This is a genomic window from Pseudomonas sp. R43(2017) (genome assembly GCF_002112345.1).
GTDB classification, from domain to species: Bacteria; Pseudomonadota; Gammaproteobacteria; order Pseudomonadales; family Pseudomonadaceae; genus Aquipseudomonas; species Aquipseudomonas kribbensis.
In genome coordinates this window covers 234796-248015 of record NZ_NEHJ01000006.1, presented here as the reverse complement: position 1 = coordinate 248015, position 13220 = coordinate 234796, and the positions used below count along the sequence as shown (strand labels likewise).

Genomic DNA, 13220 nt, shown 5'->3' with positions numbered 1-13220 from the left:
ATGAGCATGAATTTGATGGTCAAGGCTTTGGAAGCCAAGGTGGGAAACCCGCTGCGCAAGCTGGTGCTGATCAAGTTGGCCGACAACGCCAGCGATATCGGGGAGTGCTGGCCGTCCTACCAGCACATCGCTGACCAGTGCGAGATCGACCGGAGCACGGTGCGCAAACACATCAAGCAGCTTGAGGCCCAGGGTTTCCTGCGTATCGAGAACCGTGAAGGCCCGAAAGGTAACTCAACGAACCTGTACTTTCTGAATCTTTGGGCTGTAGGCCAAAAAAGCACCCCTATAGGCTCAGAAAGCACAGGTGTAGGCCCACAGCCTACAGGGGGTGTAGGCCCAGAAAGCACCAGAACCAGTCACTCTTCTGAACCAGACAATGAACCTAAATCTATGGGCACTGACTCGATGGAAGGCTTCGACCAGTTTTGGAAGCTGTACCCGAAGAAGAAGTCTCGCAAGGACGCCGCCAAGGCCTGGGCGAAGCTGAAGCCGAACGAGGAACTACGCCAGACCCTGATCACTGTTTTGGGCAGCCACTGCATTTCCGAGGACTGGACGAAGGATGGTGGGCGTTACATCCCGAATGCCGCGACCTGGCTCAACGGTGAGCGCTGGCATGACGAACTCAAGCCAGTGACTGGGAAGGCCTCGACGTTCACCAACTTGCCGCAACACGAACCAAACGCTTATCCGGAGGTGCCACATGGCCAAACCAATTTCTAACTTCTGCCGCGTGCCGGATGTTCGTTTCTTCGAGGCCCAGTGCCCCGTACACGGCATGGTCGACGGCGCCGAAGTCGAGCAGTTCGACGGCTCGTATCTGGTGCGCACCTGCCGCCGGTGCCAGTGGGAGGCGATGAACACCGCCGACACCCGCAGCGAGGCCCACACGCAGGCGCTGGCCCGCCGCAAGGCTACGGCGCTGAACGAGCTGCTGATCGGCTCGGGCATCACTCCACGCTTCGTCGAATGCACGCTCGACAACTACCGGACCAGCACCGCAGACATGACTTCGGCGCTGATCGTATGCCAGACATATGCCGACCAGTTCGAGGAGAACTATCGCGCCGGCCGTGGGCTTTTGCTGACCGGCAACGTTGGCACCGGCAAAACTCACTTGGCCAGCGGCATCGTCCAGCAGGTGATCAGGAAATTCGGAGCGTTGGCGCACATCGTCTCGGCGGCGGAAATCATCCGCATCGCCAAGGGTGCGATGGTGCGCGGCGCCGAATACACCGAGCGCGATGTGATCAACGAACTCGCCGCTCTGGATCTGCTGGTGATCGACGAAATCGGCGCGCAGAAGGGCAGCGAGTACGAGCTGGGCCTGCTGCACGAAGTCATTGATCGTCGGTACCAGCTGGTGCGCCCGACCGTGGTGGTGTCGAACCTGCCGGCCAGCACTCTTGGCCAGTTCATCGGTGATCGCGCGCTCGATCGCCTGCGCCAGAACGGTGGTCAAGCCGTCGGTTTCAGCTGGTCCTCGATGAGGGCCACGGCATGAGTGAGTATCGCGAACTGTTCAGCGATGAGGCTGAACACGCACTGCTGGGTTCCATGCTGCTGGATTCCAATTTGTTCGACTCGATCACCGGCCAGGTGCAGGTAGCGGACTTTCACGATCCAGAAAACGCCGCACTGTTCCAGACAATGGTCGGCTGTCACGCAGGTGGAAACCCGGTCGACCCCGTCACGTTGCATGACTACGCCGAGTTCTTACCGAGCGGCACCCGAACGATGGCTTACGCCGCCGAGCTGGCGCGCAACACGCCCAGCACCGCCAACTGGAAGGCCTACGCCAAGGTGGTGACAGAACGCGCGGTACTGCGCCGCCTGGTCGACGCTGCCGACACGGTGCGCGAGCTGGCCACCGAGAATCGGCCGGTCGCCGAGATCATTGCCAGCGCGCAGCAAGCAATGGCGGATCTGCGTGACCTGCAAACCGGAGAGCCGGACTACAAGCGCATGGACGAGGTGGTGACGCGCAACATCGACATCATCGACTCCAAGTTCAACGGCACCCTGCAATCTGGTCTATCGACCGGACTGGTGGACCTGGACAAACTGATCCGCGGCCTGCGGAAGAAGACCGTCACCATCGTGGCCGGCCTGCCGGGCAGTGGTAAAACTACGCTCGGCCTGCAGATCGCACAGCACATTGCGTGCAGCGGCGCTGGCGTCGGCATGGTGTTCTCGCTGGAAATGCCCGAAGAGGAGCTGGGCAATCGCGCGCTCGCGTCCATTGGCGGCATCGACCTGCGCAAACTCGATGACGGGCAACTGCAGGACGATGACTGGCCGCGGCTGACCTCGGCCGTGAGCAAGATCCTCGATGTGCCGCTGTTCGTATGTGACAAGTCCGGGCTGACGGTGGCGCGCATTCGCAGCATCGCCCGCCAGGTGCAGCGTACTCACGGCCTCGACGTGGTGGTGATCGATTACATCGGCCTGATCGGCTCCGATGGTAAGTCGTTCAACCGCACCTCGGAGCTGGGCAAGATCTCTACCGGTATCGTCAACATCGCCAAAGAGCTGGAGGTGCCGGTGATCCTGCTGGCGCAGCTGAACCGCAACTCGACGAATCGCCCAGGCAAAAAGCCAATTGCCTCCGATCTGCGCGACTCCGGACAGATCGAGGCGGATGCCCACTGCATCATCCTCGTTCATCGCGACAACGACTCGGAGGAGGGCCAGAACGGTGTCACCGAGCTGATCATGCCGAAGTGCAGGCACGCACCGGTCGGGTCATGTCTCGTTCAGCAGCAGGGCCAGTACGCCCGATTCGTCAACTTCGCCGGCAACCGCGAGCCGAGTAACGAGGAGGTCGAAATGGGCCGCTCGTTCGCCAGTCAGTACAGAGGGAAAACCCGATGAGCAACGTAACTGCGGCACTGCCGCGCAAGAGCCTGACCGTGGTCGAGTGCAAATTCCTGAAGCAGGGAAACCGTCTGCTGCTGGACAGACCCAATGGCCGGATCGCGTCGGCCGCTTTCATGGACATCGTCGCTGACTGGCACGCATCCCGGGTGAACCTGGGATTTGAAGACTTCGCCCGGCGCTGGATCACTGAAGGCAACGCAAAAAACAAGATCGCTGACAAGCTGCTGCGGGAGCTGTTCGGCATGGATGAGCCAAACCCGAGGAAGGCAGCATGAAAAAAAGAACGTACGTGGGGAAGGCTCTGGGCGACACCGAGTGGATGCTGGAACAGTGGGGGTTCTGGCGCATGGATAGCATGGGTGTACCGAGCTATGTGTCGCCGCTCTACGCGCTGATCCGAGACAATAGCCCGTGTACGGGAGGGGTGAAGGAGTACAGCCTGACCGATGACCTGGCGTTGGTCATCGACGGTGCAGTGGCTCGCCTGATCAATCGAGACACGCAAATGGGCGACTTCATCTGGCTGTACTTCGGAGCCAAATGGCCTGCTCTGCGAATAGCCCGTGCGGCGGGCATCGGCGAAGCCAAGGCCCGAGAGCTGATCAAGGCCGGGGTTGCGTGGGTTGACTGCGCGCTGGAGAGAATTCGCGAAGCTGCGTAGAAAAGTCTTTCCACGCGGATAAGCTCCTGTTTTCATGGCACGGTGTTCAGCTTTTCAAGCGCGACACAACAAAGAAAGCCCGGCCATTGCGTCGGGCTTTTTTGTTGGTATCGTCATCAGTCAGCATGGCGCTTTGCTATTGCACCACAAGGAGTAGGTGATGACGATTTACCGACAGTTGCAAGATGAAATTCTCAAGTGGGATCAAGCGGTTGACGAGCAAGGCGAGCAACTGGTGGCTGCCGCCACTCAGTTGGCAGCGCATCTCCCTAAATATCTGGGTATTGAAGAACCAGGTGCAGTAAGACTTGGAGTAGGGGCCGGTGATGAGTTCAACCCGAGAGGGTTGGAAACAGATGACTGCGAGCCGGATGGCGTCGGTGAGCTGAATTTCACAGTTCGCCTCAGGATTCTTCCAACGGGTAACCCGGATTATGAGTGGCAGTACAGCGTGCAGATCCGCCTCTCTATCGATGCCAATAGATTCACTTTCAACACCCTAAACTTGCTCGGGCATACAAAGTATTCTGCATCTATCACGCTTGGTGAAGCTCAGACAGGCGCCTTCGCTCCCGTCTATGAGGCGATAGTGAGAACGGTAAAAGATGATTTTGATTCGCGGAGCGTCAAACGAGTGAGTTAAACGCACGGTATTCAAAACCCCGCCGTGTGCGGGGTTCTTTGTTTTATGCGATTGGAAAAAACTCGGCGGAAGCGTGCAAGGGGCACCGGCCGATCTCTAGCGTTCGCTTGGCATGAAGGCTAGTCGATGATCAAAGCGCCGATCTAGTCTCTAGCATTGATTTCTTAACCGATTCGAAGTCTTCACTTTCAAAGTGGAGCACTACTCCGCGATCAAGCTCGATTGTTGCCGGGCCGCTGGTTATTGCGTTTGAAAAAAATGCTTTCCCCTTGGAGGACTCCGGCGCGAGCACTCTGCTCCCATTCAAGCACGCTTGGATGAATTTTACGTTTGTGCCATTGACCTTGTAAGGGCCCGCAGGCGTTAGGTCGCTCGTTTCCGACTCTTCACAAACGGAGCCGGAAGCATCGAGGAGATTTATTGCGATCGCATCACCCTTCAGGGTCGCCAATAGCATCATTTTTTCGTCTTCAGCGGGCACGAGCATGTAAGCTCGCGGGTTGTACTGAGCCCATTGAGCAGCTTGAGCCGAAAGACATGCCGAACACGTGAGGGCCAAGATCATTAGCTTACGCATGCAAAACTCCATTTCTTGTAGGTGTCAGTGTTATCCGTTGTCGCGGTAGGTTAATTCATCTAGCCAAGGGCGGCATATACGAATCTGAGGTGACGCAGGGATGGCCTAATGTGTGACTTCAGGCGGAAACTCACGGGCTCCGCGCAAGAATAAAAATCGAAATTTTTAATTTACAAAGCCTCGGCATTTGCCGGGGCTTTTTCGTTTTCGGCCCCATGCCCGGCTCTTTGCTTCTCGCGGATGACGGTGACATGGAGGTCGAACCTATTTGAGGGCAACAAATGAACACGGAGCAACAAGCTCTCGCGGATGTACCCCTTTGGCTTCTGATCCTGCTGAGCATGGCAGGGCTGTCAGGAGAGATGTTGAGGGCATCAGGTAGCGACCTGGGCTTGCAGCAGATCCTGCAGCGAGTCGCCTTACGCTTTCTCGCATCCGGCTTGTTGGGCATGGCCACACTTCTCCTTGCGATGGCGCTGTGGAACAACCTTTACCTTGCAGCAGGTCTGGGCATCGTCATTGCGGTGATTGGCGCGGATGTCGCAGGAGGTCTTTACACCCAGTTTTTGGCAAGGAAGGCGGGTGTCGAGCCATCGACGCAGAACCCACCAGAACGATAAGTGATGGTTCACTGAGGGGAGGGCACAGCGATGTTCAAGGTTGGCTTTGGATTGGATGCAGCACCTGTGCTGTGGGAGCTGAACGACATCGAACGGCGGCAGGTGCCGTTCGCGCAAATGCTTACGGCTACCCGCCTGGCCCAACGGATCAAGAAGGGCATGATCCCGGTGATGAAGGCGCGACTTGATCGCCCGACACCCACCACTCTGAACAGCCTGTTTGTGAAGGCAGCCACGCGCAATAAGCCAGCCCAGGTGTATTTCAAAGATTCCTGGGCGTCCGGCGTCCCTGCAGATGCCTACCTTCAGCAGGCTGTCAGCGGCGGCCTGCGTCCGCACAAGCGTTTCGAAAAAGCGCTCATTGCTCGCGGCATCATGCAGACAAGTGAATATGCCGTGCCGACAGCGCCGTTCATGAACCAATACGGCAACGTCTCTCGCGGCACGATGACCAAGATCCTTTCTGGTCTGGGCGTTGCCGAGACACGATCGGGCTATCAAGCCAATGCCACAGGTAGCAAGCGAAGCAAAGCCAAGGGCAATGCTCACCGCTTCTTCTCTGGTGAGGTCGATGGCACTCGTGCTGTGTGGGAGCGTAAGTCGATGGGTATGGGCGACGCGGTTCGCCCGGTGTTCGTCTTCAGTGCGTCGGCCCCGCGTTACCGCACCATTTTCCCGTTCTTCAAGATAGGCGAGAACATAGTGAAGGCGCACCACGCGACCGAGTTCGCCCAGGCATTCGCCGAGGCGATGGCAACGGCGCGGTGATCAGTACTCACCCACATCATCAGATGACAGCCGTTCCAGATGAGCCAATTGGCTGCGAATGACACCGGGCAGCTGATAGCTCATCTCCGCCATCAACGACTCATGGCCGCCGGGATATTTGAGGTGTTGGCGCTCGCTGTAATAAATACCTGCCAACTGTGAGATGCGACCGGCCTTCTCTGCGATGTAGGAGTGGTGGGCCTTTAGGTCAATGCAGATAGACCGGACCTGAGTGAGTGCTGAGCTATTTGAACCTGGCTGATCATGTCGGCTTAAAACGCCATCGAGTTTTTCCAGCGCTGCAAGAATCTTTTGGGAGGTTTCCTTGGCCATTGATTGTCACCTAACTCCGAATGCTGCGCGTGTCTCGCTGATATGGGTCAGCGCTATGCGCGGAGACGGCACTCCATCAAACCCCGAACGATTGATCAATCTTTACTTCAACGATGACGGTGAACTCATGGCTTGCTACGACCCATTGAACGGGCCGCCCGATGGTTTCAATACCCGCGACTCGGGTACGCAGGGATGACCTGAGAATGTCGAAAATTTCTCGTTTTCGTGCAGATTTTCCCTTGACAGGCGGCCCCGGCTCATTTCTGAAAGGTACTCCCGGACCCCACCCCATTGGGGGTAATTCGGGCCCCGCCTCTTCACTACGTATGACTCTTTTTCAGAGGTTGGTTGTTGTGTAGTTATGGCTAATCCATCGATCACTCGTAAGCCTGAATGGCTGAACAAATCCCGTATGGCTGAAAGCCTGGGAATCACGACGCAAGCCTTCGATAAGTGGGGCGTGGAGGCCGTCGCCAAGATTGGTCGCGAGTCGTTTTACGACGTCCGTTCAGTACTGGATAACCGGCTCCAACATCAAACAGGAAAACAACAACCTGGCTCCGAGGAAGTCGATCCGCTTATTGCCTACAAGATCGATTGCGAGCGCCTGCGTCTGACGAAAGAACAGGCCGACGCCCAGGCCCGCAAAAACCGAATCGGTGAGAAGGAAGTGGCACCGGTTCCTTTCATGACTTTCGCGCTGGCAAAACTGTCTGCGCAACTGGCTTCAACCCTCAACACCGTTCACAAGAACGTCAAGCGCAAGCACCCCGATATCAGCGCTCGGCATCTGGAGGCGGTGGAAAGCGAAATCGCCGTTACGCGTAACGCTGCCGCTGGGTTGGCTGACCGCATACCGGAAATTTTGAATGACTACCTCGCCACCTTGGATGCCATCGCTGATTGAGGCTGTCCGGAGGGGGCTGAAAAGCCTTGAAGTCGACCCGCCCATGACCGCTGTGGAGTGGGCCGACAAATACTTCTACATGTCGTCGGAATCGTCCTACGGGGAAGGGAAGTGGACGACCGAGTTTTTCCAAGTGGCGTTGCTGAACGCCATGGGTAACGACCTGATCCACGAACTGAACCTGCCGAAGTCAGCGCGGATCGGTTACACCAAGATGTTGATGGCGAACATCGCCTACAAGCTCAGGCACAAGAAACGCAGCATTTGCATGTGGAGCCCGACGGACGACGACGCCAAGGGCATCATGAAAAAGCACGTCGACCCGATGATCCGCGACGTGCCCCTGATCAGAGCCATGGCGCCCTGGTTCGGCAAGAAACACAAGGACAACACCGAAGACCAAAAGACCTTCGAAAACCGCAAGGTGTTGTGGTGGTTGGGCGGTAAAGCGGCGGGCAACTACCGGGAGAAAAGCCCGGACGAAGTCGGCTATGACGAGCTGTCGAGCTTCGACGCGGATATCAACCACGAAGGTTCGCCGACCTTCCTCGGGGACAAGCGTCTGGAGGGCGCGACCTTTCCGAAGTCGATACGCGGCTCTACGCCGAAGCTGGCCGGTAGCTGCCAGATCACCCGAGCGGCCGAGGAATCGGCCTACCTGCTGCGCTTTCACATTCGCTGCCCGCATTGCGGCACGGAACAGACGCTGAAGTGGGGCGGTAAGGACGAGCCGTTTGGCCTCAAGTGGTCGAAGGATGAGCGCGGCGAGGTCGACAAGGCCTGGTATCTGTGCGAGTCCGGCAACGGCTGTGCCTTCGAACACCACGAAATGATCGAGGCCGGACCAGCCGGGCGCTACATCTGCGAGAAAACCGGCGTGTGGACGCGCGACAGCATGGAATGGTTCGGCCCGGATGGCGCGCCGATTCCGACCCCGCGCCGTCTGACGTTCCATATCTGGACGATCTATTCCACGTTTACGACCTGGGTGAAGATCGCCGACGAGCGGGTCAAGGCCGGCAAGGATCGGGGCAAGCTGAAGACGTTCGTCAACACGACGTTGGGCGAGCCGTGGGAAGAGGATCTGACCGAGAAGGTCGATTGGGAGCTGTTGCACGCACGGCGCGAGGTCTACGCCTCGGAGGTGCCAGCGCGCGCCGTCGTGCTGACGGGTGGGATCGACACGCAGGACGACCGTTACGAGCTGCGGGTTTGGGCTTGGGGGGCTGGCGAGGAATCATGGTTGGTTTATCGCCGGATTCTGACCGGCGATCCATCCAGTGCGGTACTCAAGCGCAAGGTCGGGCTTGAGCTGCACCGCATGTTCACCCGGGCCGACGGTGCGGTGATGCGGGTCGAGCGTTGGTGCTGGGACTCCGGCGGCCACCACTCGGACGACGTCCGGGCCGAAAGTCGCAAACATGGCGTGCATTGGGTAATCCCGATTTTCGGGGCCAGCGTGTACGGCAAGCCGATTGCGAGCTTTCCGCGCCGCAAGGAAAAGAAGTCCAAAACCTACTTGACCGAAGTGGGCACGGACAACGCCAAAGAGGTGATCTACAACCGCCTCAAGCTACAGCCGGACGGCAATCGTCCGGTGCCGGGTCTGGTGCATTTCCCAGCCGACGACCAGATCTGCGACGGCGACGAGCTGCAACAGCTCACCAGTGAAACCAAAAAGTGGGTCATGGCCCGAGGACGCCGTGTGCTGCGCTGGGATGCCAGCAAGCGGCGCAACGAGGCGCTCGACTGCTTTGTGTACGCCTTGGCGGCGCTGCGCATCAGTCAGGAAAAGTTCGGCCTCGATCTGGAGTATCTGGCCCGCCAGAACCCGGAAGCCGGCGTTTTGGAAGTGCCGGACGATCTGGAAGAGCCCGACGACGCGGACGAACCGCCAGAGCCGGCGGCACCGGTGATTGCGCCGCCTTCACCACCTGACCCGAGTCCGGCGCCTGCGCCGGTTCCGACCCAACCAGACCACCAGCCTGCCGCCGGCGGCTGGATTGATACAGGAGCAAGCGCATGGCTGTCTTAAGTACGCAGGACATGGTGGAAAAATACCTGCAAGCCGAAGCGGACGTGCTGGCCGGCAAGGTGGTGCAGTTCAACGGCCGCCGTGTGGAAATGGTGGATCTGCCGGCCATCACCAAGGGTCGGCAGGAGTGGGAGCGCCGACTGGCGCAGGAGCGTGCGGCAGCACAAGGCGGGAGGCGTCCGGGTTATTCCCTGGCGTCGTTCGAGTGAGTGGCATGAACCTGCTGGATAAGGCACTGGCCCCGTTGTTTCCGGGCGTGGTCGCCGAGCGCCTGCGAGCGCGCAACGTGATCATGGCTTTCGAAGCCGCCAACGTTTCGCGCACGCACAAGGCCAAAAAGCAACGGGGCAGTGCGAACGCCTCGCTAAATCGCACGCTGAAATCCATGCGCGAGCAGTCGCGAAAACTGGACGAAGACCACGACCTTGTCACCGGGTTGTTTGACCGTCTGGAAGAGCGGGTGGTGGGTGGGGCCGGCATTGCGGTCGAGCCGATCCCTATGGGCTACGACGGCACGGTGCATGCGGTGTTTGCCGCACGAATCAAGGCGTTGTGGGGGGAGTGGTCGCTCAGTCCGGAAACCTCCGGCGAGCTGAGTCGGCCGCAGATGGAGCGGCTGGTGTGTCGCACCTGGCTGCGCGATGGCGAGGCCTTGGCGCAGATGCTGATGGGCAAGGTGGCCGGTTACGACCACCTGCACGGCGTCCCGTTTGCCCTGGAGCTGCTGGAGCCGGATTACCTGCCCATTGAGTACACCGATCTGTCCAAGGACATCGTTCAGGGCGTCGAGCGTAACGCGTGGCGCCGGGTACGTGCCTATCACCTGCTGAAGACCCACCCGGGCGACTTGGGCGGCAATCTGGCGCAGAAGACCAAGCGCGTGCCGGTCGAGCAGATGATTCACATCGCACACCGCAAGCGCATCGGTCAGAACCGGGGGCAGCCGCTGCTGCACGCGGTGATTACCCGGCTGGCCGACGTCAAGGACTACGAGGAAAGCGAACGGGTCGCGGCGCGCATCAGTGCGGCGTTGGCCATGTACATCAAGAAGGGGGCGCCGGAAGACTTTGTACCGGCGCCGGCGGGCGAAACCCGGGCCGAGCGCACGTTTCCGATCGCACCGGGCATCGTGGTTGACACGCTGTTGCCCGGTGAAGACGTCGGGATGATCGAAAGCAACCGGCCCAACACCTTTCTGGAGGGGTTTCGCAACAGCCAGCTCAAGGCGGTAGCGGCCGGTACGCGGGGCACGTTTTCCAGCGTGGCGCGCAGCTACGACGGCACCTATTCGGCCCAGCGTCAGGAGCTGGTCGAGGGCCAGTTGGGTTACGACCTGCTGCAGCACGAATTCATCGACTACTGGTGCCGCCCGGTTTATCGCGCGTGGCTGCGCATGGCGATCATGAGCGGCCAGTTGGTGGTGCCGCCGGACGTTGATCCGCGCTCGGTTTACGGCGCGGTTTATCAAGGTCCGGTGATGCCGTGGATCAACCCGGTGCATGAGGCCACGGCCTGGAACCTGCTGGTTGAGTCTGGCTTTGCCGACGAGGCCGAGGTGGCTCGCTCGCGGCAGCGTAACCCTTCAGAACTCAAGGCTTCGCGCATCGCTGAGGTGGCCGCGAACCGTGAGGCCGGGCTGGTGTTCAGCTCGGACTACTTCCACAAAATCTACGGGAAGAATCAGCCCAATGATGACGAAAAGAAACGAGCCGCTGATGCGGCCACGGGGCTCGACCCAAGCCAAGGCTGAGCCAAGCAGCGAGCAAAGTTGGTATCAGATCCGTGCGGCCGCCTCTGGTGGTGTCGTTGACCTGATGCTGTACGGCGATATCGGCGCGTGGGGCATTTCAGCCGCGCAGTTTGCCCGGGATTTGAAAGCCCTCGGTGACGTGTCACAGATCAACCTTCACGTTCATTCCCCCGGCGGGGACGTGTTCGAAGGCATGGCGATTTACAACCTGCTGAAGAACCACCCGGCCCGGGTGGAAGGCACGGTCGATGGTCTGGCCGCGTCGATGGGCAGTGTGGTGCTGATGGCCTCGGACGTGATCCGCATCCCGTCCAACGCGATGATCATGGTGCACAAGCCATGGGGCATTCAGGGCGGTGACGCCGAGGAAATGCGCCGTTATGCCGACCTGCTCGATCAGGTCGAGGACTCACTGGTGGCGGCCTACACCGGCAAGACCGGTTTGTCGGTGGACGAGGTCAAGGCCTTGCTCGCGGCCGAAACCTGGATGACTGGCGCCGAGGCGGTCGAGCGGGGTTTCGCTGACGAGCTGGTCGAGTCGTTGGACACCTTCGCCAAAATCAATTCACAACGTATGCAGGACTTCCAGAAAATGCCAGCAGCTCTCAAAAACCTGTTCGACCCGCGTGCCTCGGTGACTCCGCCGGCGCCAAACCAGCCACCAGCGCCAAACGCGCTGACCCCTGACCAGATCATGGCGCAGGGCGCCGTGGCCGAAGCGGCACGCCGCACTGCGATCAATGCGGCCTTTGCCCCGTTCGCGGCCGGCGGTGTGCATGACGATCTACTTAATACCTGCCTGAATGATCTGTCCTGCACCGTGGAAAGCGCCAATGCCAAGCTGCTGGCTGCCATCGGTGCGCAGACCACCCCGACCAACAGCACTCGGCATCAGGGCCATATCACCAACGGCAATCTGGTCGGTGATTCCGTGCGCGCCTCGCTGTACGGTCGCCTGCAACTGGAAGACAACCAAGCGGACAACGCTTACAACCACATGACCTTGCGCGAACTGGCTCGGGCGTCTCTGGCCGATCGCAACATCGGCGTGGCAAGCCTGCGCCCGATGGACATGGTCGGTCTGGCGTTTACCCACGATGCCAGCGACTTCGGCAACATCCTGCTCGATGCCTCGCACCGTTCGTTGCTGGCCGGCTGGGAAGATGCCGAGGAAACCTATCACCTGTGGACGCGCCAAGGCCGCTTGAGCGACTTCAAGGTGGCCAACCGTGTCGGCCTCGGTCAGATGTCGACCCTGCGTGAAGTTCGCCCAGGTGCTGAATACAAGTACATCACCCTCGGCGACACGGGCGAAACGATCCGTCTGGCGACCTACGGCGAAATTTTCAGCATCAACCGTCAAGCGATCATCAACGACGACCTCGACGCGCTGAGCGCCGTTCCGCGCCTGATGGGCGCCGCTGCCCGCGCGACCATCGGTGATCTGGTGTACGACACCCTGATCAACAACGGCAAGATGAAGAACGGCAAACCGCTGTTCGACGCCTCGCGCAATAACCTGTTTACCGGCGCCGAGTCGAAGCTCTCGATTCCAGCCATGAGCGCGGCGAAAACCGCCATGGCCTTGCAGAAGGGCAAACCGGCAAAAGAGGGCGAGAAGGCCCGCACCTTGAACGTGCGTCCCGCGTTCCTGCTGTGCCCGGTCGCACTGGAAGATCAGGCCAATCAGTTGATCCGCTCGACGTCGGTGCCGACTGCTCAGGTCAACGCCGGCGTGGTCAACCCGATCCAGAACTTCGCCCAGGTGATCGGCGAGCCGCGTCTGGATGACAACTCGTCGACGGCCTGGTATCTGGCCGCGAAGAAAGACAGCGACACCATCGAAGTGGCGTATCTGGACGGCGTGGATACCCCTTACATCGACCAGATGGAAGGCTTCACCAGCGACGGTATCGCCACCAAGGTGCGGATCGACGCCGGTGTCTCCGCGCTTGACGCGCGCGGCCTGAACAAGTCCACCGGCGCTTAAAGGCGCCCCCACCCAAAAGCCCCGCCATGAGCGGGGTTTGTTGTTTCTGG

Annotated in this window: 15 protein-coding genes; 13 read left to right on the top strand and 2 right to left on the bottom strand. The window is 59.7% G+C overall.

The window, feature by feature from the left end; translation table 11 throughout:
• The 6 genes from CAG02_RS18825 (at position 1) to CAG02_RS18800 (ending at position 4187) form a co-directional block, all read left to right on the top strand.
• Complete coding sequence (locus CAG02_RS18825) at positions 1-726, top strand: helix-turn-helix domain-containing protein (protein WP_085710874.1); 726 nt, start codon at positions 1-3, stop codon at positions 724-726.
• Positions 707-1507 carry an ATP-binding protein gene (locus CAG02_RS18820; RefSeq protein ID WP_085710873.1) on the top strand — a complete coding sequence of 267 codons (801 nt, stop codon included), beginning with the start codon at positions 707-709 and terminating at the stop codon, positions 1505-1507. Before CAG02_RS18825 ends, CAG02_RS18820 begins: the two co-directional genes overlap by 20 nt.
• Positions 1504-2877, top strand: a complete 1374-nt coding sequence (locus tag CAG02_RS18815) for a DnaB-like helicase C-terminal domain-containing protein (RefSeq protein ID WP_085710872.1) — start codon at positions 1504-1506, stop codon at positions 2875-2877. Before CAG02_RS18820 ends, CAG02_RS18815 begins: the two co-directional genes overlap by 4 nt.
• Positions 2874-3158 (top strand): hypothetical protein, encoded by a 285-nt coding sequence (locus tag CAG02_RS18810; protein WP_085710871.1) that lies wholly within the window; start codon positions 2874-2876, stop codon positions 3156-3158. The genes CAG02_RS18815 and CAG02_RS18810 overlap by 4 nt, the downstream gene beginning before the upstream one ends.
• Positions 3155-3544 (top strand): antiterminator Q family protein, encoded by a 390-nt coding sequence (locus CAG02_RS18805; protein WP_085710870.1) that lies wholly within the window; start codon positions 3155-3157, stop codon positions 3542-3544. The genes CAG02_RS18810 and CAG02_RS18805 overlap by 4 nt, the downstream gene beginning before the upstream one ends.
• 160 nt (positions 3545-3704) lie before the next feature.
• Positions 3705-4187 carry a hypothetical protein gene (locus tag CAG02_RS18800; protein WP_085710869.1) on the top strand — a complete coding sequence of 161 codons (483 nt, stop codon included), beginning with the start codon at positions 3705-3707 and terminating at the stop codon, positions 4185-4187.
• Positions 4188-4317: 130 nt separating this feature from the next.
• Here CAG02_RS18800 and CAG02_RS18795 read toward each other — a convergent pair whose 3' ends face one another.
• On the bottom strand, positions 4318-4764 hold the full coding sequence (locus CAG02_RS18795) for a hypothetical protein (RefSeq protein WP_085710868.1): 447 nt from the start codon (positions 4762-4764) through the stop codon (positions 4318-4320).
• Positions 4765-5045: 281 nt separating this feature from the next.
• Between CAG02_RS18795 and CAG02_RS18790 the strand changes: the two genes are divergently transcribed.
• Complete coding sequence (locus CAG02_RS18790) at positions 5046-5384, top strand: phage holin family protein (RefSeq protein WP_085710867.1); 339 nt, start codon at positions 5046-5048, stop codon at positions 5382-5384.
• A gap of 30 nt (positions 5385-5414) precedes the next feature.
• A complete protein-coding gene (locus CAG02_RS18785; RefSeq protein ID WP_085710866.1) occupies positions 5415-6152 on the top strand; it encodes a hypothetical protein in 738 nt (245 codons plus the stop codon).
• Here the strand turns inward: CAG02_RS18785 and CAG02_RS18780 are convergent, their stop codons facing one another.
• Positions 6153-6485 (bottom strand): hypothetical protein, encoded by a 333-nt coding sequence (locus tag CAG02_RS18780; RefSeq protein ID WP_085710865.1) that lies wholly within the window; start codon positions 6483-6485, stop codon positions 6153-6155.
• Between the two features lie 364 nt (positions 6486-6849).
• On the opposite strand from CAG02_RS18780, the gene CAG02_RS18775 reads away from it, so the two are divergent.
• The 5 genes from CAG02_RS18775 to CAG02_RS18755 are packed head-to-tail and all read left to right on the top strand — an operon-like array spanning position 6850 to position 13170.
• The gene (locus CAG02_RS18775) at positions 6850-7395 is read left to right on the top strand and encodes a terminase small subunit (protein WP_085710864.1); all 546 of its coding nucleotides are present in this window, start codon (positions 6850-6852) and stop codon (positions 7393-7395) included.
• The gene (locus tag CAG02_RS18770; protein WP_085710863.1) at positions 7358-9430 is read left to right on the top strand and encodes a phage terminase large subunit family protein; all 2073 of its coding nucleotides are present in this window, start codon (positions 7358-7360) and stop codon (positions 9428-9430) included. The genes CAG02_RS18775 and CAG02_RS18770 overlap by 38 nt, the downstream gene beginning before the upstream one ends.
• Complete coding sequence (locus CAG02_RS18765; RefSeq protein WP_085710862.1) at positions 9418-9639, top strand: primosomal replication protein PriB/PriC domain protein; 222 nt, start codon at positions 9418-9420, stop codon at positions 9637-9639. The genes CAG02_RS18770 and CAG02_RS18765 overlap by 13 nt, the downstream gene beginning before the upstream one ends.
• A gap of 5 nt (positions 9640-9644) precedes the next feature.
• Complete coding sequence (locus CAG02_RS18760; protein WP_085710861.1) at positions 9645-11180, top strand: phage portal protein; 1536 nt, start codon at positions 9645-9647, stop codon at positions 11178-11180.
• The gene (locus CAG02_RS18755) at positions 11119-13170 is read left to right on the top strand and encodes a ClpP-like prohead protease/major capsid protein fusion protein (protein ID WP_085710860.1); all 2052 of its coding nucleotides are present in this window, start codon (positions 11119-11121) and stop codon (positions 13168-13170) included. Before CAG02_RS18760 ends, CAG02_RS18755 begins: the two co-directional genes overlap by 62 nt.
• Positions 13171-13220: the final 50 nt, after the last annotated feature.

Bases quoted from the DNA above. Each gene is read 5' to 3' on its own strand.
- CAG02_RS18800 (WP_085710869.1), top strand. From the start codon at position 3,705: ATGACGATTTACCGACAGTTGCAAGATGAAATTCTCAAGTGGGATCAA.
- CAG02_RS18805 (WP_085710870.1), top strand. From the start codon at position 3,155: ATGAAAAAAAGAACGTACGTGGGGAAGGCTCTGGGCGACACCGAGTGG.
- CAG02_RS18755 (WP_085710860.1), top strand. From the start codon at position 11,119: ATGATGACGAAAAGAAACGAGCCGCTGATGCGGCCACGGGGCTCGACC.
- CAG02_RS18810 (WP_085710871.1), top strand. From the start codon at position 2,874: ATGAGCAACGTAACTGCGGCACTGCCGCGCAAGAGCCTGACCGTGGTC.
- CAG02_RS18825 (WP_085710874.1), top strand. From the start codon at position 1: ATGAGCATGAATTTGATGGTCAAGGCTTTGGAAGCCAAGGTGGGAAAC.
- CAG02_RS18780 (WP_085710865.1), bottom strand. From the start codon at position 6,485: ATGGCCAAGGAAACCTCCCAAAAGATTCTTGCAGCGCTGGAAAAACTC.
- CAG02_RS18785 (WP_085710866.1), top strand. From the start codon at position 5,415: ATGTTCAAGGTTGGCTTTGGATTGGATGCAGCACCTGTGCTGTGGGAG.
- CAG02_RS18815 (WP_085710872.1), top strand. From the start codon at position 1,504: ATGAGTGAGTATCGCGAACTGTTCAGCGATGAGGCTGAACACGCACTG.
- CAG02_RS18760 (WP_085710861.1), top strand. From the start codon at position 9,645: ATGAACCTGCTGGATAAGGCACTGGCCCCGTTGTTTCCGGGCGTGGTC.
- CAG02_RS18820 (WP_085710873.1), top strand. From the start codon at position 707: ATGGCCAAACCAATTTCTAACTTCTGCCGCGTGCCGGATGTTCGTTTC.
- CAG02_RS18765 (WP_085710862.1), top strand. From the start codon at position 9,418: ATGGCTGTCTTAAGTACGCAGGACATGGTGGAAAAATACCTGCAAGCC.
- CAG02_RS18775 (WP_085710864.1), top strand. From the start codon at position 6,850: ATGGCTAATCCATCGATCACTCGTAAGCCTGAATGGCTGAACAAATCC.
- CAG02_RS18795 (WP_085710868.1), bottom strand. From the start codon at position 4,764: ATGCGTAAGCTAATGATCTTGGCCCTCACGTGTTCGGCATGTCTTTCG.
- CAG02_RS18790 (WP_085710867.1), top strand. From the start codon at position 5,046: ATGAACACGGAGCAACAAGCTCTCGCGGATGTACCCCTTTGGCTTCTG.
- CAG02_RS18770 (WP_085710863.1), top strand. From the start codon at position 7,358: ATGACTACCTCGCCACCTTGGATGCCATCGCTGATTGAGGCTGTCCGG.